The 21417-nt window shown below is 63.7% G+C and carries 16 protein-coding genes; 13 read left to right on the top strand and 3 right to left on the bottom strand.

Translation table 11 applies throughout. The features are described 5' to 3' along the window. The first annotated feature begins 76 nt into the window (after positions 1-76). The 8 genes from ACYHH6_RS30885 (at position 77) to amaB (ending at position 12770) form a co-directional block, all read left to right on the top strand. Positions 77-1273, top strand: coding sequence for an acyl-CoA dehydrogenase (locus ACYHH6_RS30885; protein WP_352586342.1), 1197 nt, complete (start codon positions 77-79; stop codon positions 1271-1273). A gap of 255 nt (positions 1274-1528) precedes the next feature. Further along, a complete protein-coding gene (locus ACYHH6_RS30880) occupies positions 1529-4888 on the top strand; it encodes a transglutaminase family protein (protein WP_352586343.1) in 3360 nt (1119 codons plus the stop codon). 6 nt (positions 4889-4894) lie between these two features. Beyond that, a complete protein-coding gene (locus ACYHH6_RS30875) occupies positions 4895-7306 on the top strand; it encodes a circularly permuted type 2 ATP-grasp protein (RefSeq protein ID WP_352586344.1) in 2412 nt (803 codons plus the stop codon). Between the two features lies 1 nt (position 7307). Next, a complete protein-coding gene (locus tag ACYHH6_RS30870) occupies positions 7308-8192 on the top strand; it encodes a transglutaminase family protein (protein WP_352586345.1) in 885 nt (294 codons plus the stop codon). 58 nt (positions 8193-8250) lie between these two features. After that, positions 8251-9351, top strand: a complete 1101-nt coding sequence (locus ACYHH6_RS30865; RefSeq protein WP_352586346.1) for a DNA topoisomerase IB — start codon at positions 8251-8253, stop codon at positions 9349-9351. Between the two features lie 82 nt (positions 9352-9433). Next, positions 9434-9808: a YciI family protein gene (locus tag ACYHH6_RS30860; protein ID WP_112559367.1), complete on the top strand. Its 375-nt coding sequence runs from the start codon at positions 9434-9436 to the stop codon at positions 9806-9808. After that, on the top strand, positions 9805-11079 hold the full coding sequence (locus ACYHH6_RS30855) for an RNA polymerase sigma factor (protein ID WP_352586347.1): 1275 nt from the start codon (positions 9805-9807) through the stop codon (positions 11077-11079). The genes ACYHH6_RS30860 and ACYHH6_RS30855 overlap by 4 nt, the downstream gene beginning before the upstream one ends. 176 nt (positions 11080-11255) lie before the next feature. After that, positions 11256-12770 carry an L-piperidine-6-carboxylate dehydrogenase gene (gene amaB, locus ACYHH6_RS30850; RefSeq protein ID WP_352586348.1) on the top strand — a complete coding sequence of 505 codons (1515 nt, stop codon included), beginning with the start codon at positions 11256-11258 and terminating at the stop codon, positions 12768-12770. Positions 12771-12948: 178 nt separating this feature from the next. Here the strand turns inward: amaB and ACYHH6_RS30845 are convergent, their stop codons facing one another. The 3 genes from ACYHH6_RS30845 to ACYHH6_RS30835 form a co-directional block, all read right to left on the bottom strand. Then, the gene (locus ACYHH6_RS30845; RefSeq protein WP_352586349.1) at positions 12949-13815 is read right to left on the bottom strand and encodes a hypothetical protein; all 867 of its coding nucleotides are present in this window, start codon (positions 13813-13815) and stop codon (positions 12949-12951) included. Between the two features lie 459 nt (positions 13816-14274). Continuing rightward, entirely contained in the window at positions 14275-15036 is a 762-nt protein-coding gene (locus ACYHH6_RS30840; RefSeq protein WP_352586407.1) for a GntR family transcriptional regulator, read from the bottom strand. A gap of 5 nt (positions 15037-15041) precedes the next feature. Further along, the gene (locus ACYHH6_RS30835) at positions 15042-16076 is read right to left on the bottom strand and encodes a Gfo/Idh/MocA family protein (protein ID WP_352586350.1); all 1035 of its coding nucleotides are present in this window, start codon (positions 16074-16076) and stop codon (positions 15042-15044) included. A gap of 184 nt (positions 16077-16260) precedes the next feature. On the opposite strand from ACYHH6_RS30835, the gene ACYHH6_RS30830 reads away from it, so the two are divergent. The 5 genes from ACYHH6_RS30830 (at position 16261) to ACYHH6_RS30810 (ending at position 21414) form a co-directional block, all read left to right on the top strand. Next, positions 16261-17529 carry an ABC transporter substrate-binding protein gene (locus ACYHH6_RS30830; RefSeq protein ID WP_352586351.1) on the top strand — a complete coding sequence of 423 codons (1269 nt, stop codon included), beginning with the start codon at positions 16261-16263 and terminating at the stop codon, positions 17527-17529. Positions 17530-17629: 100 nt separating this feature from the next. Continuing rightward, a complete protein-coding gene (locus tag ACYHH6_RS30825; RefSeq protein ID WP_352586352.1) occupies positions 17630-18517 on the top strand; it encodes a carbohydrate ABC transporter permease in 888 nt (295 codons plus the stop codon). An 8-nt stretch (positions 18518-18525) separates the two neighbouring features. After that, positions 18526-19401: a carbohydrate ABC transporter permease gene (locus ACYHH6_RS30820; RefSeq protein WP_352586353.1), complete on the top strand. Its 876-nt coding sequence runs from the start codon at positions 18526-18528 to the stop codon at positions 19399-19401. A gap of 40 nt (positions 19402-19441) precedes the next feature. Beyond that, on the top strand, positions 19442-20485 hold the full coding sequence (locus tag ACYHH6_RS30815; protein WP_352586354.1) for an SIS domain-containing protein: 1044 nt from the start codon (positions 19442-19444) through the stop codon (positions 20483-20485). Beyond that, positions 20485-21414: an ROK family protein gene (locus ACYHH6_RS30810; protein ID WP_352586355.1), complete on the top strand. Its 930-nt coding sequence runs from the start codon at positions 20485-20487 to the stop codon at positions 21412-21414. The genes ACYHH6_RS30815 and ACYHH6_RS30810 overlap by 1 nt, the downstream gene beginning before the upstream one ends. Positions 21415-21417: the final 3 nt, after the last annotated feature.

The following is a 21417-nucleotide window of genomic DNA, read 5'->3' as shown; positions in this document are numbered from 1 at the left end:
CAATTTCGTTTGATTTTTTCGGAGTGGAGGCGGATAAGCCCGGCAATCAATATTTTGCTGGGAGAGAGCGAGAGCCATGGCCGCCGACAAGAACGCGTTCGTTTGGGAAGACCCTTTCCTGATCGAGAACCAGCTTTCCGAGGACGAGCGCATGGTGCGCGATGGCGCTGCGGCGTTCGCCGCCGACAAGCTCGCGCCGCGCATCGAGGAGGCCTATCTCGAGGAAAAGACCGATGCCGGCATCTTTCGCGAGATGGGCGAGGCGGGCCTGCTCGGCATCACCATCCCCGAGGAATATGGCGGGCTCGGCGCCAATTACGTGACCTACGGGCTGGTGGCGCGCGAGGTCGAGCGTGTCGATTCCGGTTATCGCTCGATGATGTCGGTACAATCGTCGCTGGTGATGTATCCGATCCATGCCTACGGCTCCGAGGCGCAGCGCAAGAAATATTTGCCGAAGCTCGCTTCGGGCGAATGGATCGGCTGCTTCGGCCTGACCGAGCCGGATGCCGGTTCCGATCCCGGCGGCATGAAGACGCGGGCCGAGAAGACGGCGAACGGCTACAAACTTTCCGGTTCGAAAATGTGGATCTCCAACGCGCCGATCGCCGATGTGTTCGTCGTTTGGGCGAAGCTCAAGGGCGAGAACGGCAAGGACGAAATCCGTGGCTTCGTGCTGGAAAAGGGTATGAGGGGGCTTTCGGCGCCGAAGATCGGCGGCAAGCTGTCGCTGCGGGCGTCGATCACCGGTGAGGTGGTGATGGAAGGCGTGGAAGTGGGCGAAGATGCGCTGCTGCCCAACGCCAAGGGCCTCGGCGGCCCGTTCGGCTGTCTCAACCGTGCCCGCTACGGCATTTCCTGGGGCGCCATGGGCGCGGCCGAGGATTGCTGGCACCGCGCCCGGCAGTATGGCCTCGACCGCAAGCAGTTCGGCAAGCCGCTGGCCGGCACCCAGCTGTTCCAGAAGAAGCTCGCGGATATGCAGACCGAAATCGCGCTTGGCCTGCAGGGGAGCTTGCGCGTCGGGCGGCTGATGGACGAGGGCAAGATGGCGCCGGAGATGATCTCGATCGTCAAGCGCAACAATTGCGGCAAGGCGCTCGACATTGCCCGCCAGGCCCGCGACATGCATGGCGGCAACGGCATCCAGATCGGCTACCACGTCATGCGCCACGCGCAGAATCTGGAGACGGTCAACACCTATGAAGGCACGCACGACGTGCACGCGTTGATCCTCGGCAGGGCGCAGACGGGCATCCAGGCGTTCTTTTAAGCTGTGCCGATATTCAGGTGAGGCCGGCCTGCAAATGGCCGATACCTGCGCTTCCGGTGCTCACGTACGAAAAGTACGCTCCGCTCCGGCTCTCGGTATCAGCCATTTTCGGCTCGGCCTGACCTAAATCTCGACACAGCTTAGCCGGCTTCGGCTGCTTAAATTAGGTGCACCGCAACATCTGTGCTTGGAGAATGCCCAGCAGATGTGTCAGGGTTCGGCGAATTTGTTTGAAACGCCGATCTCCGAGGCCCCATGGCAATTCTGGCAGCCGTCTACCACCTGACCCACTACAAATATGACCGGCCCGTGGTTCTCGGGCCCCAGGTCATCAGGCTGCAGCCGGCGCCGCATTCCCGCACCAAGGTGCTCAGCCATTCGCTGAAAGTCGGGCCGGCGAACCACTTCGTGAACCTGCAACAGGACCCTTACGGCAATTTCCTCGCCCGCTTCGTCTTCCCCGAGCCGGTGACGGAACTGAAGATCGAGGTCGACCTCGTCGCCGACATGACGGTCTACAATCCGTTCGATTTCTTCGTCGAGCCGGCGGCCGAGACGTTTCCGTTCGAGTATCCGGAAGACATCAGGGACGATCTCGCCATCTACCGGACGCCGGAGCCGGCTGGACCGCTGCTGTCGGCCTTTCTCGCAACGATCGACCGAAGCTCGACCAACACCGTCAATTTCGTTGTCGATCTCAATGCGCGGCTGCAGCGCGAGATCGCCTATATCGTGCGTATGGAAACCGGCGTCTTCTCGCCGGAGGAAACGCTGGCGGCGAAAAAGGGTTCATGTCGGGATTCGAGCTGGCTGCTGGTGCAGATCCTGCGCAACCTCGGCATCGCAGCGCGCTTCGTCTCCGGCTACCTGATCCAGCTCAAGCCCGATCTGGTGGCGCTCGATGGCCCGGCCGGAACCGCCGTCGACTTCACCGATTTGCATGCCTGGTGCGAAGTCTATCTGCCGGGCGCCGGCTGGATCGGCTTCGATCCGACCTCGGGCCTGTTGACCGGCGAAAGCCATGTGCCACTGGCGGCAACGCCGCACTTCCGCAACGCAGCCCCGATTTCCGGTATGGCGAGCTTCGCCAATGTCGAGTTTGGCTTCGACATGCGGGTCGACCGCATCGCCGAGCATCCGCGCATCACCAAGCCATTCTCGGATGAAAGCTGGCAGGCGCTGGATGCACTCGGCAACAAGGTCGATGCCGCGCTCCAGGCAGGCGATGTCAGGCTGACCATGGGCGGCGAGCCGACCTTCGTGTCGATCGACGATTTCGAGTCGGCAGAGTGGAACACCGCCGCCGTTGGCCCGACCAAGCGCGAAAAGGCCGATGCGCTGATCCGCAAACTGCGCGAACGTTTCGCGCCGGGCGGCTTTCTCCATTACGGCCAGGGCAAATGGTATCCGGGCGAGAGCCTGCCGCGCTGGACCTTCTCACTTTACTGGCGCACCGACGGCCAGCCGGTGTGGAGCGATCCATCGCTGATCGCACGCGAAAAGAGCGACGCAAAGGTCGGACCGCAGCAGGCCGAAAGCCTGTTGACGGCGATTGCCGGCGAACTCGGCATCGATAAAGGCATGGTCAGCGAAGCCTATGAGGATCCGGCCGAATGGCTGCTCAAGGAAGGCAAGCTGCCCGACAATGTCGACCCGTCCAATTCCAAGCTGGAAGACCCGGAAGAGCGCAGCCGCATGACGAAAGTCTTCGAGCGCGGGCTGACGAAACCGTCAGGCTACGTGCTGCCGGTGCAGCGCTGGAACAGCCAGGCTTCGGATCCGCGCTGGCGCTCGGAGAAATGGAAGACCCGGCGCGGCCGGCTGTTCCTGGTGCCGGGCGATTCGCCGGTTGGCTACCGCCTGCCATTGGGCACGCTGCCTTACGTACCGCCGGCGCAATTCCCCTACATCGTGCCGGTCGACCCGTCGCTGCCGCGTGGTCCGCTGCCGGCGCGGGAAGCGATCCTGCCATCCGCTGCTCCGGCCGAACTGGAAGGCGCCGACGAAATGGCGCGGCGCCAGCAGGCGATTTCGTTCACCGCGACGACCGGTCAGCAGGATCGGGTCGAGCAGGAGATCACCGAGATCGGCGGCGCGGTGCGGACGGCACTGTCGGTCGAACCGCGCGACGGGCGGCTGTGCGTGTTCATGCCGCCGGTCGAGGCGCTGGAAGACTATCTCGAACTGGTCGCAGCCGCCGAAAATGCGGCCAAGGCGATCGGCCTTCCCGTGCATATCGAAGGCTACGGGCCGCCGCACGATCCGCGTCTCAACGTCATTCGCGTTGCGCCCGATCCCGGCGTCATCGAGGTCAACATCCATCCGGCTTCGAATTGGCAGGACTGCGTGGCGACGACGACCGCGATCTACGAAGAGGCGAGGCAGACGCGGCTTGGCGCCGACAAGTTCATGATCGACGGCCGCCACACCGGCACCGGCGGTGGCAACCATGTCGTGGTCGGCGGCGCGACGCCCAATGATAGCCCCTTCCTGCGCCGGCCGGACCTTTTGAAGAGCCTGGTGCTGCAATGGCAGCGGCGTCCGTCGCTATCCTATCTGTTTTCCGGCCTGTTCATCGGCCCGACCAGCCAGGCGCCGCGCTTCGACGAAGCGCGCCACGACTCGCTCTACGAGCTCGAAATCGCGATGGCGCAGGTGCCGCACCCGGACCAGGGCAATGCACCCTTGCCATGGCTGGTCGACCGGCTGTTCCGCAACTTGTTGACCGATGTCACCGGCAATACGCACCGCTCCGAAATCTGCATCGACAAACTGTTTTCGCCCGATGGCCCGACCGGCCGGCTTGGCCTGGTCGAGTTCCGCGGTTTCGAGATGCCGCCCAATGCGCGCATGTCGCTGGCTCAGCAATTGCTGGTGCGTGCGATCATCGCCCGCGCCTGGAAAAACCCGCTCGACGGCCGCTTCGTGCGCTGGGGTACCTCGCTGCATGACCGTTTCATGCTGCCGCATTATGTCTGGGCGGATTTCCTCGACGTGCTTGACGACCTCAAGCTCAACGGTTTCGAGTTCCGTCCCGAATGGTTCGATGCGCAGCTCGAATTCCGCTTTCCGTTCTGTGGCGAGGTTCAGCATGCCGGCATCAAGCTGGAACTGCGGCAGGCGCTTGAGCCTTGGCACGTCATGGGCGAGCAGGGCGCGATCGGCGGCACCGTGCGCTTCGTCGATTCCTCGGTCGAACGGCTGCAGGTCAGGACCGAAGGTCTCAATCCGGAACGTCATGCGATCGTCTGCAACGGCCGCGTCGTGCCGATGAAGGTGACCGACAACAGGGAAGTCGCGGTGGCGGGCGTGCGCTTCAAGGCGTGGCAGCCGGCGTCCGGCCTGCATCCGGCGCTGCCGGTCAACACGCCGCTGGTCTTCGACATCTATGATCGCTGGTCGGGACGGGCGGTTGGCGGCTGCGTCTACCATGTCGCGCATCCCGGGGGGCGCAGCTACGACACCTTCCCGGTCAACGGCAATGAGGCCGAGGCGCGGCGGCTCGCCCGCTTCGAGCCGCGCGGCCACACGCCGTCGGCCTATGTGCTGCGCAACGAAGAACCCTCTGAAGACTTCCCGATGACCCTTGACCTCAGGCGGCCACCCAGACTCTGATCAGCAATGGCAAAGGGGAATCAGAAAAAGATACGCGGCAAGCCGCTGAGGCACAGTCTGCTGGAGCACTACCAGCCGATTGACGGCGTCGTCGACGAGATGGTCGATGCCTCAGGCAATCCGCGTCCGGCCTGGGCCCCTTTCATCGAGGCGCTGGAGGAACTGGGCCCCGAAAAGCTCGGCCAGCGCTTCGCCCGCGCCGACCAGTATCTACGCGATGCCGGCGTCTACTACCGCGTCTACGACAAGGCCGGCGCCAATGAGCGCGAATGGCCGCTGGCGCATATCCCGTTGCTGATCGAGGACAAGGAATGGGCCGAGATCAGCGCCGGCCTCGTGCAGCGCGCCGACCTGTTCGAGGAGATAGTCGCCGATATCTACGGGCCGAACCGGCTGATCGAGAAGGGCATCCTGCCGGCGGGATTGATTGCGGCGAGCCCGGAATATTTGCGGCCGGTCGCCGGCACCAGGCCGGCCAGCGGCCATTTCCTGCATTTTTGCGCCTTCGAGCTCGGCCGCGGACCGGACGGAAGCTGGTGGGTGCTGGGTGATCGAACGCAGGCGCCGTCGGGCGCCGGCTTTGCGCTGGAAAACCGCGTCGCCACGACACGCGCGCTGTCCGACATCTATGGCGAAATGCACGTCCACCGTCTCGCCGGCTTCTTCCGCCGCTTTCGCGATGCGCTGATCGGCATGGCCAAGGAGAATGACGGCCGCGTCGCAATCCTGACGCCGGGGCCGCTCAACGAGACCTATTACGAACATGCCTACATCGCCCGCTACCTCGGCATCATGCTGCTCGAGGGCGAGGACCTGACCGTTTCCGGCGGCAAGCTGATGGTGCGCACGGTTTCCGGGCTGATGCCGATCAGCGTGCTATGGCGGCGGCTCGATGCCGCCTTCGCCGATCCGCTGGAACTGCGGCCAGACTCGCAGATCGGCGCGCCGGGATTGGTCGAGGCGATCCGCCGCGGCGCTGTTTCGACGGTCAATGCGCTGGGGTCGGGCCTGATGGAAACACGGGCGCTGCTCGCCTTCCTGCCCAAGATTTCGCGCGCATTGCGCGGCGAAGAGCTTTTGTTGCCAAGCGTCGCCACCTGGTGGTGCGGGCAGGATAGCGAACGCCGGCATGTGCTTGCCAATCTCGACCGCATGGTGGTCGGTCCGGCGCTGTCGACGCGGCTTGCCTTCGAGGACGACGACCAGACCAGGCTCGGTTCGGCGCTGACGCCGGAAGAACGCACCGCACTGATTGCGCGCATCGAGAGCGACGGCGGCGGCTTCGTCGGCCAGGAAGCGGTGACGCTGTCGACGACGCCGGTCAATGTCGGCGGCTGGCTGGAGCCGCGGCCGGCAAGCCTGCGCGTCTATCTGGCGCGCACACCCGAAGGCTGGACGGTGATGCCCGGCGGCTTCGCCCGCGTTGGCCTGTCGCTCGACCCGACCGCCATCGCCATGCAGCGTGGTGGCCAGGCGGCAGACGTCTGGGTGGTCAGCGACCGGCCGGTGGAGCGCGAAACGCTGCTGCCGCAGGAGCATGACAGTTTTGCTCGTACCATGCCGGGCAGCCTGCCCAGCCGCGCGGCGGAAAACCTGACATGGCTCGGCCGTTATATCGAGCGCTCTGAAGACACGGTACGCATTCTGCGCGCCTATCATGTGCGGCTGGCCGAGACGTCCGATCCGGACATGCCATTGCTCACCGATATCAGGGATTATCTCGAACCGTTCGGCATCGACCTCGAATCGGCCATTCCTCCAGGATTGATCGGCACGCTGGACAGCGCCGTCTACAGCGCCGGGCAGATCAGAGACCGCTTTTCGCCCGACGGCTGGCTCGCGCTCAAGGATCTGTCGAAGACAATCCACCAATTCGCAACGACGGTGGCGCCGGGCGATGATGCGACACGGGCGATGACGGTGATGCTGCGCAAGCTCGCCGGCTTTTCCGGCCTGCTGCATGAGAACATGTATCGTTTCACCGGCTGGCGTTTCCTCGAAATCGGCCGGCGCATCGAGCGCGGCATCCAGATCGCCCGCACGCTTGCCCGCCTGACCAGGGCAAAAGCACCTGATGGCGCGCTCGACATGATGCTGGAGATCGGCGACAGCGTCATGACCCATCGCCGGCAATATCCGGTCCGGGCCGGACGGCGCACGGTGATTGACCTTTTGGCGCTCGACCCGCTCAACCCGCGCTCGATCCTGTTCCAGTTCGAGAGGCTGAAGGCGGAAATTGGCCTGTTGCCGTCGGTTGGCCCGGAGGGGCATATGTCGGTGGCGGCCAAGGAAATCCTGCAGCTCAACACGGCAATTGCCGTCATGGAGCCATCGGAGATGTCGGCGGAGGTGCTGGACGATCTCGCCACCGAGATCGGCAACCTCTACAACAGCCTCGCCAAAGCGTATTTCGGTTAGCATGCTGTACGATATCAGGCTTCATCTCAGCTACGATTATGACGCTGCAGCCGGTGGCAGCCGGCATCAGGTGCGTGTCTTGCCGCAGACCATTGCTGGCGTGCAACGTGTGGTCGCCGCCTCGCTGTCGTTTGTGCCGACCCCGTCCGAGCGGACGGATTTTGCCGATTTCTTCGGCAATAATGTCACCGCGATCGCCTTTCGCGATGTCCATGACGGGCTCGACATCAGGATGAGCGCGCGCGTGTCGGTGTCGCGGCCGGAGCCTGGGCTCGACGTGTCGCCCGACTTGCAGCGGCTGAAGGAAGAACTCGGCGCGGTGCGGTCACTGGCGCCCGACGCACCGCATCACTTTCTCACAGCCAGCGATCATGCTGGCATCGATGCGGCGATCACCGCCTATGCACACGGCAGCGCCAGCGGCTCGACGGTCGGCACGGCCATCGATCTGTGCAACCGCATCCACCGCGACTTCACCTATGATGGGGAAGCGACCACCGTTCATACCAGGGCCAGCGACGCCTTCCGTTTGAAGCGTGGCGTTTGCCAGGATTTCTCCCACATCATGATCGCGGGCTTGCGCGGGTTGGGCATTCCCGCCGGCTATGTCAGCGGCTTCCTGCGCACCATTCCGCCGAAGGGCAAGCCGCGGCTCGAAGGCGCCGATGCCATGCATGCCTGGGTCAAGGTGTGGTGCGGGCGCGATGCCGGCTGGCAGGAGTTCGACCCGACCAATGGCATGCGGGCCAGCAACGACCACATCACCGTCGGCTACGGCCGCGACTATTCCGACGTGGCGCCGATCGTCGGCGTGCTGAAGACCACCGGCGGTCAGGTCGGCGACCAGGCCGTCGACGTCATTCCGGTTGCGCTGGAAAAGGTCTGACGGCGGAACCAGTGGCTTGTACGGCGCTTATCTACGAGAAAAATCTCGTGGAGCGGGCATGCAGGACAAATCCGGGGCGCCACCGGGCCGATCTGTTGCTGGACAGGGCGACGATGACACGCCGAGGAATGGTGCGCAGGCCTCTGCCGATCAGGCCGCGCTTACCTATGTCAGCGACAGCGAGCCGGGTATCCGCCGCCTGAAGGCGGGAGAGGGATTTTCGTACAAAAGCCCGAAGGGGCAGGCCGTGAGCGCGGCGGCAATCGCCCGCATCAAGGCGCTGGCCATCCCGCCGGCCTGGACGGATGTGTGGATCTCGCCCGATCCCGCCGGCCATATCCAGGCGACCGGCCGCGACCAGCGCGGGCGCAAGCAGTATCGCTACCATCCGCTGTGGGCCTCGGAGCGTGACGGTGCCAAATATTCGAGCCTCGTCGCCTTTGCCGAAAGCCTGCCGGAGCTGCGCCGCCGCATCGATGCCGATCTGCGCCGCCACGGCCTGCCGGCCGAGCGCGTCGTGGCGGCAATCGTCTGGCTACTCGACAACACGATGATCCGTGTCGGCAATGCAGCCTATGCCCGCGACAACAAGAGTTTTGGGCTGACGACCCTGCGCGACCGCCATGTCGATATCAAGGGATCGAGCCTGCGCTTTGCCTTCAAGGGCAAATCCGGCAAGGAATGGAAATTGAAGCTTGTCGACCGCCGCATCGCCCGGGTCGTGCGCGGCGCGCAGGATATTCCGGGACAAAAGCTGTTCCAGTATCTGGATGAGGACGGCGTCCGGCATCCGGTGCGCTCCGACGACGTCAACCGCTACATACGCGATGCTGTCGGAGAAGACTTCAGCTCCAAGCATTTCCGCACCTGGGGCGGCACCATCCACGCCGCGTCGCTGTTTGCGCAGACGGAGCTTCCCGAAAGTCAGGCCGGGGTGAAGCGGGTGATGAACACCGTCATCGACAAGGTCGCCGAGCGGTTGGGTAACACGCGGGCCGTCTGCCGCAAATGCTACATCCATCCGCAGGTCTTCGAATCCTGGGCGCAGGGGCGGCTGCTCAGCGAAATGACTGGAGCCAATAAACGCAAGCGATCCATAGATGGTCTCGATGACGAGGAGGCGCTGGTGCTGAGATGGCTGAAGGCAGACGAAGGCTGAAAAATTTGCCCTAACTTTTTTGTCGACGCCATGTCGGCATAGGCCCTACTGTTTCGTCCTTTGATACAGAAAAGGACGTCCTATGCTCTACGCTATCCTCTGCTATGCCTCCGAAGATGTCGTCTCCTCCTGGAGCAAGGCACAGGATGACGAGGTGATGGCGAAACTGCTCAATGTGCAGCAGAAATATGCTGACGCCGGCCGGCTTGGCCCGGTGGCACGGCTTCTGCCCACCACCGCCGCAACAACGCTGCGCCAGGTCAAGGGCGAATCGGTGGTCATCGACGGGCCGTTTGCCGAGACCAAGGAACAGTTCCTCGGTTTCTACACGTTGGAATGCGCCGATCTCGATGAGGCCGTCGACTTCGCGCGCGAGCTTTCCGAGGTCAATCCGAGTGGTGGATCCTATGAGATCCGACCGGTTTCCGTCTTCGACCCAACCAGAGTTTTGAAATGACCGACCTTTCCTGGATCAGCTCCGCGATCTCAGCCGCCCGCCCGCAGGCGATGGGTGCGCTGCTGCGCTATTTCCGCGATCTCGATACGGCGGAGGAGGCTTTCCAGGATGCGTGCCTCAGGGCGCTCAAGAACTGGCCGCAGAACGGGCCGCCGCGAGATCCGGCGGCCTGGCTGATCTTTGTCGGCCGCAACAGCGGCATCGACGCGGTGCGCAAACGCGCTAAGCAGGCGCCGATGCCGGAAGAGGACCAGATCTCGGACCTTGAGGATGCCGAGAGCGATATCGCCGAGCGGCTGGACGGTGCGCATTATCGCGACGACATATTGCGGCTGCTGTTCATCTGCTGCCATCCAGACCTGCCGGCGACGCAGCAGATCGCGGTGGCGCTGCGCATTGTCTCCGGCCTCACTGTCAAGCAGATCGCGCGTGCCTTCCTGGTCGGCGAAAGCGCCATGGAGCAGCGCATCACCCGCGCCAAGGCGCGCATTGCCGACGCCGGCGTGCCGTTCGAGACGCCGGGCGCGGTCGAGCGCTCGGAGCGGCTCGCCGCCGTTGCGGCCATGGTCTATCTGATCTTCAACGAGGGGTATTCGACCAACAGCGGCGAGGCGCCGGCGCGCGCCCCGCTCTGCGAGGAGGCAATCCGGCTGGCGCGCCTGCTGCTCCGGCTGTTCCAGACCGAGCCTGAGATCATGGGGCTGACGGCGCTGCTGTTGCTGCAGCATGCGCGGGCACCGGCCCGTTTCGACGAGAACGGCGAGATCGTGCTGCTCGACGACCAGGACCGCTCGCTGTGGAGCCGCAAGATGATCGACGAAGGTCTGGCGCTGGTCGACAAGGCGCTGCGCCACCAGAAGCCCGGCCCCTACCAGGTACAGGCGGCGATCGCCGCATTGCATGCGCGGGCGGCAACGCCCGAGGAGACCGACTGGACCGAGATCGACCTGCTCTACAGCCTGCTGGAGCGGATGCAGCCATCGCCGGTGGTGACGTTGAACCGCGCGGTTGCGGTCGCCAAGGTGCGCGGCCCGGAAGCTGCCCTTGCCATGATCGAGCCGCTCGGCGAAAGGCTGTCCGGCTATTTCCACTTCTTTGGCCTCAAGGGTGGGTTGCTGATGCAACTTGACCGTGGCGAGGAGGCGCGTGTTGCCTTTGACCGTGCGATTGCTTTGGCCAACACGGCGGCGGAAGCCGCCCACATCCGCATGCATATCGACCGGTTGATGAGAGACGGCGCCGTGAAGGCGCCGGCGAAGACAGCGCACTGAAGACTGCTGGCTCAATCGTGCAATCCCGGCTTGGACCATGCCGGGGTGGCGATTTTCTCCTGAAACGAGTAATGCCACGCCATGACAGTGCCCGACGTGCCTGCGGCACGCAGGCGACGTGGCGCGAAGGCTCGACCGCCGGCACCTGATGGCGAGCGGATCTGAAAGGGATAAAAATGACGATAGCGAAGGAAACGGCTGAACTTCTGGCGAAACTGGGCGTGGCCAAGGACGCGCTTAGCGGCGGCGACCTCATCGTGCGCAGCCCGGTGACGGGCGAGCAGATCGCGGCGCTGAAGACGATTTCACCGGCCGAGGCCGCCAAGACCATCGATGCCGCACACACGGCGTTCCAGGCCTGGCGGATGGTGCCGGGTCCCCGGCGCGGGGAACTGGTGCGGCTGCTCGGTGAGGAATTGCGCGCGCACAAGGCCGAGCTTGGCCGGCTGGTGTCGATCGAGGTCGGCAAGATCCCGTCTGAAGGTCTCGGCGAAGTGCAGGAGATGATCGACATCTGCGATTTCGCCGTCGGGCTTTCCCGCCAGCTTTACGGCCTGACCATCGCCACCGAACGTCCCGGACATCGCATGATGGAGACGTGGCATCCGCTCGGCGTCGTCGGCGTCATCTCGGCCTTCAACTTCCCGGTCGCGGTGTGGTCGTGGAATGCAGCACTTGCGCTGGTCTGCGGCGATGCCGTGGTGTGGAAGCCGTCGGAAAAGACGCCGCTGACGGCGCTCGCCTGCGAGGCGATTTTTGCCCGCGCGGTCAAGCGGTTCGGCGCTGACGCGCCGCAAGGCCTGGCGCCGGTTCTGATCGGTGATCGCGCCGTCGGCGAGATCCTGGTCGATCATCCCAAGGTCCCGCTGGTTTCGGCCACCGGCTCGACGCGCATGGGCCGGGATGTCGGTCCAAGGCTGGCCAAGCGCTTTGCCCGCGCCGTGCTGGAACTCGGCGGCAACAATGCCGGCATCGTCTGCCCAACCGCCGATCTCGACATGGCGCTGCGCGCCATTGCCTTCGGCGCCATAGGCACCGCCGGCCAGCGCTGCACGACGCTGCGGCGTCTGTTCGTGCATGACAGCGTCTATGATGCGCTGCTGCCGCGGCTGAAGAAGGCCTATGAGAGCGTCTCGGTCGGCAACCCGCTGGAGACGTCCTCGCTGGTCGGGCCGCTGATCGACAAGGCGGCGTTCGACGCCATGCAGAAGGCGCTCAAGGAAGCCACCGCCCATGGCGGCAAGGTGACCGGCGGCACGCGGGTCGAGAACGACCACCCGGACGCCTACTACGTGCATCCGGCGCTGGTCGAAATGCCGAAGCAGGTTTCGCCGGTGACGGAAGAGACCTTCGCGCCGATCCTCTATGTGATGAAGTATTCCGATTTCGACGCCGTGCTCGACGAGCACAATGCGGTCGGTGCCGGGCTGTCGTCGTCGATCTTCACCCGTGACCTGCAGGAATCCGAGCGCTTCCTCGGCGTCGACGGTTCGGATTGCGGCATTGCCAACGTCAATATCGGCACATCGGGGGCCGAAATCGGCGGCGCCTTCGGCGGCGAGAAGGAAACCGGCGGCGGCCGCGAGAGCGGTTCGGACGCCTGGAAAGCCTATATGCGCCGCGCCACCAACACGGTGAACTATTCCAAGGCGCTGCCGCTGGCCCAGGGCGTGTCCTTCGACATCGATTGAGGCGCTGCGCCGGCTTTCCCTGACCAGTTGATCCATCCCGATTCAGTCGGGATGGATCGCCTGTTCAGCCTGGAGCTTGACGGCCTGCGCGCTCATATTTTCCTGGTAGAAGCTGTTCGGCTGCCAGGTCTTGGCAATTGGTATGACTACCTGTCCGAACAATTGTGAGCGTGCGGGTTCAGCCAGCCTTTTGCATCGGGCGACAGGCCTCGAAAGCGGCATCGATGACCGCAAGCTTGGCGGCCTGGACGGTCATGTATTCCTGGTAGAAGCTGTTCGAGACCCACATTACCGAATGCCCGCGCCGGCCCATCCAGCCGACGCTGCCGAGCTTTTCGGCGTCGCGCAACTTGCGCGCCAGATGGGTGCGCGAGAGTTTTAACCAACTGGCGAATTCGCCGACCGAAACCACGCTGGTCGGGATCTGGTCGAGACCGGCATTTTCAGGATCGATGCCGGACATCAGCCAATCCATGACGATGCCGCCATTGTTGAGCCAGATGAACAGCGAGAAGGTCTGCTTGGGTTCGCGCACCGGGCTGGATGAGAGCAGGCCTTCCGCCACCAGTGGCTGCAGCCTGGCAATCATGCCGGGCTGCTCGAGAAACAAAGCGAGCCGATTTCCCCCGTCCAGACCGTCGAGTGTGCGCAGATGCGCAAACACCCAGCCATCGAATTCCTTCAGCGTCGCTGGCGTCACCTGAAACGGGTGGGCGCGTCCATCACCGGTGTGCGGCAGGTATTCGATGATGTGATAGTGCAGCATCTCCTTGATGAAGGCCTCGGCCGTGTTGCGGCTGGCGACGGAATAGCGGAGCACGGCATCGATGAAGCGGGCGAGGGTAAGTTCCGTGCGGGGATCGCGCGGGTCTCGGGCGAAATGCAGGGCAAGGCCGGTGTGAGCCAGCAGCCAGCGCTGTTGCGTGGCGAATACGGCGGCCAGGCGCGGGCTCGTTTCATAGATGTGCAGCAGCGCCTTCGACTGCGCCTGGACATAACGATGCAGCGCCGGATGGCCGGCAATATATTCGAAATTCAGCGCCACCCTCCTCGTCCTCCGGCCAGCCCCCCGGCAGCGAAGACGCAATCACATTTCCAGCCTTAGCCGCCAGTGTCCAGCCATGCCAACCCGGACAAAAGGCGTAGAGCTGTCAATCGTTCCACGGACACGTTGAAACCGCTCCATCTCTTTGATTTTGAGGCAATTGCGCCGGGAAAGCCCCACGCGCTTTTCCTGGGAAAACCGTTTCACACTTTTCGCGGAACTGCTCTGGTCCGTTCGCGTCCGGCGGATGGCGCGGCCAGCATAGTCAAAGCACAATGCCAAGGCCAACGGAGGCGCCGCTTCCGGTCCTCTTCACCGGTTTCGCTGTGAAAGGGGATGTGCAGGCGTTGATCGAGGATCCGCGCCTGGACCAGACAGCACTGTGCCGCAGAATGGCGACGAATGCCGCCGTCTGTGTCGTTGCGACGGCTCAATAGGTAGGCGAGGCCGCCGTCTGTTTCATGGATTGCGGCCTGTGGGTCTGCCTGTGCGCGAAAAGGATGTGCGCAGGCGGTAGCGGTCGCCGGCGTAGCGGATGGTCGAGGACAGAAGCGGCCGGCCGGCGGTGTCGACGATGAGCTGGCGCATCACCAGGGTGGATTTGCCGACATCGATGTCGAGGTGGCGCGCCAGAACAGGATCGGCATCATGCGCCTCGATCGTGGTTTCGGCGCGCGCCAGATCGACACCGGCATCGATCAGCAGGCCGAACAGCGAGGCATTGCTGAAGTCGATGTGGCTGAGATCCGGAACGAGGCTTGCGGCAAAGAACGAGGTGTCGACAGCGACCGGGACCTGGTCGAGGCGGCGGATGCGCTCAAGGTGGAAAAGGGCAGCACCCGGCGCGATCGACAGCTCCTCGGCCTCGTCCAGCGAGGCCGGCGCATGCTCGGCGCGCAACACGTCGGAGGAGGGCGTCAAGCCGAGGCGTTTTGCAGTCTCGCTGAAGGATTCCAGCGTGTTGGGAAATTCCTTCGGCACCTTGGCCGAGACATACCAGCCGCGCCCGTGCGAGGGCGTCAGCACGCCTTCCTCGACCAAGCTCTGCAAGGCCCGGCGCAAGGTCACCCTCGATATCGACATGCGTGTAAACAGGTCGCGCTCGGCTGGCAGGCGCGCGCCAGAGGCAAGCTTGCCTGAGGCGATCTCGTGCAAGATCGCGTCGGCCGCCTGCCGCCAGAGTGGTTCGGGTCCATCCGACTGCAGTGGCGAGCCCTCCATCACGGTCACCCCTTGATCTTTTCCCATACGCCCGTTCGCATCGAACGATAGCAGGCGTCAATTATATGGTTGACGATAACGCCGTCCTCGAAGGTTTCCAGCGGCGTCGTCCCGGCCGCGAAATGGTCGACGAAATGGCGCATTTGTTGCGAGAAACCATAGGCGCGGGTCTCCTCGGGCACCGGATAGACCCACCCGGTCTCGGCATCGGCCTTCTCGACAAGATAGCCCACGGGCTTCTCGATAAAGCCCCAGACTGGGCCGACCGATGTGTCGGTGACGATGCGGCCGGCGGAGCCGACCAGTTCGTGGCGAAGCTGCATGCCGCCTTTCTCGATCCATGACGATTCGATCGTGGCAAGCTGGCCGCCGGCGAATTTCAAAAGCGCGATCGCCGTATCTTCCCCGGTTGTCTTATCACCGTGGACCAGTGTCGCGCCCCACGCCATCACCTCGGTGATCTCATTGTCCTTGCCGAAGAAGTGGCGGGCGCTTTCGACGGTGTGGCAGCCCATATCGAGCAAAGCGCCGCCGCCGGCGAGCTCGGCATTCCAGAAATGCGGCGCGTGCGGGCCGGAATGTGCTTCGCGGGCGCGCATGGTCAAGAGAGTGCCGATGCCGCCGGCCTGGATCATCTGGTGGGCCTTGGCGATGTTGGGGGAAAACACCGCGCATTCGGCATAGCCGTGCCAGATGCCGGCGCGCTCGACGATGTCGAGGATCTCCTGCGCTTCCTTGCCGGTGCGCGCCAGTGGCTTGGTGCAGATGACCGCCTTGCTGTGTTTTGCCGCCGTTCTGACGGCTTCGAGATGGATTTCGTTGGGCAGCGCAATCACCACCAGCTCGACCTTCGGATCGGCGCACAGCGCGTCGATATTCCTATGAGCGGTGACCTTGGGACCCCATTTCTTGGCGAAGGCCGTGGCGCGCTCGAAACTGCGTGACGAGCAGGCCACCAGCTCGGCGTTGCGCACGTCGAGCAGCGAGTCCGCATAGGTCTCGGCAATGAAGCCCGAGCCCAGAATTCCAACCCCAATCATACAAGTCCTCCCAGATTTCTTGCCGTCAATCCAATGCTGCCTCAGCCGGACAGCGACCCCTCGACGAGAAAAGAAAAGACAACACAATACCACTTGTCACAAGATGTATCAGTAGGTATGGTCCGAGGCAACATTGCAAAATCGTGAATCCACACGAGGCACCATCTTGAGGGAGAGCAGGACAATGCGTTCCATACGTGTATCGATCCCGCTGGCGGCGACGCTTGGCGTGATGTTTTCAGGGAGCGTCGGCGCCGCCTTTGCCGACCCGGTGACCATCACCTTGAACAGCTGGCGCACCGAGGACATTGCGGTGTGGCAGGACACCATCCTGCCGGCCTTCGAGGCCAAGCACCCCGACATCAAGGTCGAGTTCGTGCCGATCAACACCAATGAATACAATGCCGCCGTACAGTCGCAGATCGAAGGCGGCGCCGGTGGCGATCTGATCACCTGCCGCCCGTTCGATGTGAACCGCGAATGGATCAAGCGCGGCTATTTCGAATCGCTGGAAGGCCTGCCGGGCCTGGAGAATTTCGACAAGACCTCGCGGGCCGCCTGGACCGGCGCCGACGACAAGACCTACTGCCTGCCGGTCGCCGCCGTGCTCGCCGGCTTCTATTACAATGCCGACATCTTCAAGGAGCTGGGCCTCACCGTGCCGACCACCAGCGCCGAGTTCATCGATGTGCTTACGGCAATCAAGAAGGACGGCCGCTACACGCCGCTCGCCTATGGCTCGGCCGAATCCTGGCAGCTCGCCTACAATGGTCTCTACTCGATCGGCCCGGCCTACTGGAAAGGCGAGGAGGGCCGGCTCGGCCTGATCGACGGCAAGAAGAAGCTGACCGATCCCGAATTCGTCGACGCCATCGCTGCCTTCGAAGCCTGGAAGCCGTTCCTGCCGGCGGGCCAGGAGAGCTTGAACTATGCCGACATGACGCAGCTGTTCACTTTGGGCAAAGCGGCCATCCTTCCCGACGGTTCATGGGACATCAACCAGGCGACCTCGACCGGTCTCAATGTCGGCGTGTTCGGCCCTCCGGTGCCGAAGGCGGGTGACAAGCGCTATCTCCAGGAAATGCCTGACATGGGCATCGGCATCAACGCCAAGAGCACACACAAGGAAGCGGCAAAAACCTTCCTCGACTGGGTTGCCGGACCTGAATTCCAGGAGCTCTATGTCAACGCCGCTCCTGGCTTCTTCGCCATGAGCTCGAAGCCGGTGACCTACAAGAACAAGCTGGCGCAGGATTTCGCCGACCTGAAGAAAGGCGCCGAGCTGACGCCGCGTTTGGCGCTGGATCGGCTGAGCGCCGGCACGCCGCCGCTCGACGACGAGACCTGGCGCCTGCTGCAGGTGATGTTCACCAAGTCGGACGTCACACCGCAACAGGTCGCGACCGAACTCCAGGCCAGCCTCGCCTCCTGGTACGGACCGCAGAAGAAGTAATCCGGCACTCCCTCGCGCGTGCCTTGCCACGAGGCAGGGCATGCGCAAGCCTGACGGCATGCTGGCGCTATCCTGTCCGGCGTGAAGATGAGGTTTTGAGTTGATATCTCCCGCTGCCGCCTATCGAAACCTGCTGCTGTTCGCGCTGCCGGCGCTGGCCGTCTATCTGGTTTTTGCCGTGCTGCCGCTGGCGACCTCGGTCGTCATGAGCTTTTTCCAGACCAGTGGCGCTTTGGGTGATGTCTTTGTCGGCTTCGCCAATTACGAGCGGCTGTTCACCCACCCGACCATCAGCGCCCGCTTCTGGAATGCGCTTCTCAACAACATGCAGTATTTCGCCATCCATCTCATTGTCGAAGTGCCGATGGGCCTGCTGCTGGCGGCATTGCTGACATCGGGAAAACTGGCGCGGTCGGAAGGCATTTATCGCACGCTGTTGTTCATCCCGGCGACGCTGTCGGTGGTCATTGTCGGCTTCGTCTGGCGGCTGATCATCAATCCGCTCTGGGGCCTGGTCGGCTTCCCGCTGCTGGGCACGGAATCGACCGCGCTCACCACCATATCGCTGATGTCGGTATGGCAGTATTTCGGCATTCCGATGGTGTTCCTATACAGCGCCCTGCTGGCGGTGCCCGACGAGCTGGTCGAGGCCGCCAACATCGATGGTGCCGGTGGCTGGACGACGTTCTGGAAGATCAAGTTCCCGCTGATTGCGCCGCAGTTCGGGCTGATCGCGATCCTCACCTATATCTGGACGTTCAACGGCTTCGACCTGGTGTTCGCGCTCAACGGCTCAGCGCCCGGTCCGAACTACAGCACCGACATTCTCGGCACCTATTTCTACCGCACCTTCTTCGGCTCGAGCGGACAGCTTGCCGATCTCGATCTGGGTAGCGCGGTCGCAACGGTCATCTTCCTCACCGTCTTGCTGGTCACCGCAGCCTATTTCTGGCTGATCCAGCGCCGCCTGAAATCCTATTCGGTCTAGGAGCTGAGATGAGCGCCCAGGACCTCATAATACCCGCCACCCGCCGCCGCCATGACCGCGAACACTGGACCGCCGAGCGCATCATCGTGCATGCGCTGCTGATCGTCTTTGTGCTGCTCGCCATCGGGCCGGTGCTGATAGTCATCATCAATTCGCTGAAGACGACGCCGGCGATTTTTGGCGGGCCGTTCGATCTGCCAACGGCCAAGACCTTCAGCCTCGAAGGCTACAAGCGGGTGTTCACCCGCGGTAATTTCATCATCAACTACCGCAACAGCCTGATCGTCACGGTGACGACGATCGGACTGACCGTGGTGCTGTCGACACTCGCCGCCTTCGCGCTGGTTGAATACCGGGTGCGGCTGGCGTCGCTGCTCGGTGGCCTGTTCGTGCTTGGCATCATGCTGCCGATCCGGCTCGGCACAATTCCGCTGATCCAGATGATGCTCGCCTGGCGGCTGATGGACACGCTGGCGGCACTCATCCTCGTCTACACCGCCATGAGCATCCCGATCGCGGTGACGCTGATGGTCACCTATTTCCGTACCGTGCCGACCGATCTCAAGGAAGCGGCGCGCATGGATGGTGCCAGCGAGCTGCGCACCTTCTGGATCGTGCTGCCGCTGGTCAGGCCGGGCCTCGCCGCGGTTGCAGCACTCACGATGCTGCCGGTGTGGAACGACCTATGGTTCCCGCTGATCCTGGCGCCCAGCCGGCAGAACCAGACGGTGACGCTCGGCGTGCAGCAATTCGTCGGCCAGTTCATGAACGACTATCCGGCGCTGCTCGCGGCACTGACGCTTGGCGCCGTGCCACTGGTCCTGCTCTTCACCCTGTTCTCGCGGCAATTCATCAGCGGCCTGAGCAAGGGCTACAGCAAGTAGATTTTCCACGCACACCTATTTCGAATGATGGAACATTGAGATGCAGATAGGCAAATACATCCGCCGGCAGCCCGCGACCCTCACCGGGCTTCCCGCCGCGATCGGTGCCGAGCTCGACCGTTTTGCCAGCCTGCGCCAGATGCCGGAGCGGATCGTGCTGCTTGGTACCGGCTCGTCGATGAACGCGCTGCTGGCCGGCGCCGAGGCGCTGGAGGAGGGCACGGGCGCTTCGGTGATCGCCAAGGAGCCGGAGGCTTTCCTGCGCCTGCCGCCCAAAGCCTCCAACCAGCGCACGCTGGTTCTGGCGGCGTCGCAGTCCGGTATGAGCATCACCACGATCGAGGCGGTGCGCCTGTCGGTGCAGCTTGGGTTCCCGACGCTTGTCATCACCGGTGAGGCCGGCAGCCTGATTACCGAGACCGGCGCGGAGATCATCGCTATGCCGATCGGTCCGGAGACGGTTGGCCCCAAGACCATGGGCTACACTGCCACCGTCATCTCGGTGCTCGCGGTTGCGGCGAAGCTTGCCCACCGGACACTCTATGTGTCGGGGCTGCTCGCCCAGTTGGAGCAGACGGCGGAGACCGGTCTTGCTGCCGCAAAAGACCTGGTCGCCCGCTTCGGCGTCCCTGATTACATTCTGGTCGCTGGCCAGGCGACGCATCTCGGCACCGCACTCGAAGCATCGCTCAAGATTGCCGAGATCAGCGGCGTGCCGACCTCTGCCTTCGACACCGAAGAGGCCCTGCACGGGCATGTCTACGGCACGACGAAAAACAGCCTGGTGATCGCCATCGCGCAGACCGAGACCGAGGCGAAGGTCGCTGCCAATCTCGGCGAGGCGCTGGCTGAGCTTGGGCCGCGTACGGTCGTCCTCAACCTCTCCGGCCACCGGACGCGGTTCGATCTCGACGTCAGCTGGCCGACAGCACCGCAGCAGCAATGGCTCGCCGGTTGCTGGGCGCCGATGCCGCTGCAATGGTATGGCTGCGAGCTGGCGATCGCGCGCGGCATCGATCCCGACAAGATGATCTACCCCAACCTCGGACGGCGGCTCAATGTGCGCATCCGCAAGGAGGCGTGATGGTAACCGCGGTTGGAATCGACATTGGCGGCAGTCTGGTCAAGCTCGGCGTCGTCGACGGTTCAGGCAGGGTCTTGGCACGCGGTGCTGTGCCTGTGCATCGCGACATCGAGTTCGCCGATTTCGTTCATCTGGCCACCAACGCGACCGAGGAATTGAGGCAGGCGTTCCCCGACATTGCCGCCATCGGCATCGGTGTGCCGGGCACGCCCAACCCCGAGACCGGCATGCTCAACGGCCGCTGCCCGGCAATCCCGGCGCTGCTCAAGGGATCGCTGTCAAAGCTGTTTTCCATCCGCTTCGGCGTGCCGGCCGTCGTTCGCAACGATGCCGTGAGCGCCACCCATGGCGAAATGCGCCACGGCGCCGGGCGTCCGTTTTCGCGCTTTGCGCTGCTCACGCTCGGCACCGGCATTGGCGGCTCCATGGTCATCGATGGCAAGGTCATTGACGGCCCGGACGGCCTGCCGCCGCAGTTCGGCTGCATCTCGCTCGACCCGGCTCGCACTGACATTGCCGATCCGGTGCCGGGCATGGTCGAGAACCTGGCCAGCGCCCGTGCGCTGGTCAACCGCTACCGCCAGCTCAAGCCGGACACCGACGCCAAGGATGCCGAGACCGTCGTCGATCTCGCCAAGCAAGGCGATGCGATCGCGCTGCAGGTGGTCGACGAGGTGGCGCGCTGGCTCGGCCAGATGATCGGCATCATGTCGAACATGCTCAACATCGAGGCGGCGATCATCGGCGGCGGCCTGTCGCTCGCCGGTCCCTTCTTCACCGACCGCATTGCCAGAAACGTCAGGGATTTCGTCCTGCTCAAGCCCGGCCGGCCGCCGGTGATCGTGGCGGCCGAGCATGGCAACGATGCCGGCGTGATTGGTACGGCGGCACTGGCGCTCGACATGTTCGCCCCCGCGGCAAAGGAATAGCGC

This window comes from Mesorhizobium sp. P171375 (assembly GCF_057786075.1).
This window is presented reverse-complemented; position numbering and strand designations above follow the sequence as displayed.

What these genes read in the sequence shown, in the direction of transcription:
- ACYHH6_RS30860 (WP_112559367.1), top strand. Translation starts at nt 9,434, where the DNA reads ATGCTCTACGCTATCCTCTGCTATGCCTCCGAAGATGTCGTCTCCTCC.
- ACYHH6_RS30880 (WP_352586343.1), top strand. Translation starts at nt 1,529, where the DNA reads ATGGCAATTCTGGCAGCCGTCTACCACCTGACCCACTACAAATATGAC.
- ACYHH6_RS30885 (WP_352586342.1), top strand. Translation starts at nt 77, where the DNA reads ATGGCCGCCGACAAGAACGCGTTCGTTTGGGAAGACCCTTTCCTGATC.
- ACYHH6_RS30835 (WP_352586350.1), bottom strand. Translation starts at nt 16,076, where the DNA reads ATGATTGGGGTTGGAATTCTGGGCTCGGGCTTCATTGCCGAGACCTAT.
- ACYHH6_RS30855 (WP_352586347.1), top strand. Translation starts at nt 9,805, where the DNA reads ATGACCGACCTTTCCTGGATCAGCTCCGCGATCTCAGCCGCCCGCCCG.
- ACYHH6_RS30820 (WP_352586353.1), top strand. Translation starts at nt 18,526, where the DNA reads ATGAGCGCCCAGGACCTCATAATACCCGCCACCCGCCGCCGCCATGAC.
- ACYHH6_RS30870 (WP_352586345.1), top strand. Translation starts at nt 7,308, where the DNA reads ATGCTGTACGATATCAGGCTTCATCTCAGCTACGATTATGACGCTGCA.
- ACYHH6_RS30865 (WP_352586346.1), top strand. Translation starts at nt 8,251, where the DNA reads ATGCAGGACAAATCCGGGGCGCCACCGGGCCGATCTGTTGCTGGACAG.
- ACYHH6_RS30810 (WP_352586355.1), top strand. Translation starts at nt 20,485, where the DNA reads ATGGTAACCGCGGTTGGAATCGACATTGGCGGCAGTCTGGTCAAGCTC.
- amaB (WP_352586348.1), top strand. Translation starts at nt 11,256, where the DNA reads ATGACGATAGCGAAGGAAACGGCTGAACTTCTGGCGAAACTGGGCGTG.
- ACYHH6_RS30830 (WP_352586351.1), top strand. Translation starts at nt 16,261, where the DNA reads ATGCGTTCCATACGTGTATCGATCCCGCTGGCGGCGACGCTTGGCGTG.
- ACYHH6_RS30875 (WP_352586344.1), top strand. Translation starts at nt 4,895, where the DNA reads ATGGCAAAGGGGAATCAGAAAAAGATACGCGGCAAGCCGCTGAGGCAC.
- ACYHH6_RS30815 (WP_352586354.1), top strand. Translation starts at nt 19,442, where the DNA reads ATGCAGATAGGCAAATACATCCGCCGGCAGCCCGCGACCCTCACCGGG.
- ACYHH6_RS30840 (WP_352586407.1), bottom strand. Translation starts at nt 15,036, where the DNA reads ATGGAGGGCTCGCCACTGCAGTCGGATGGACCCGAACCACTCTGGCGG.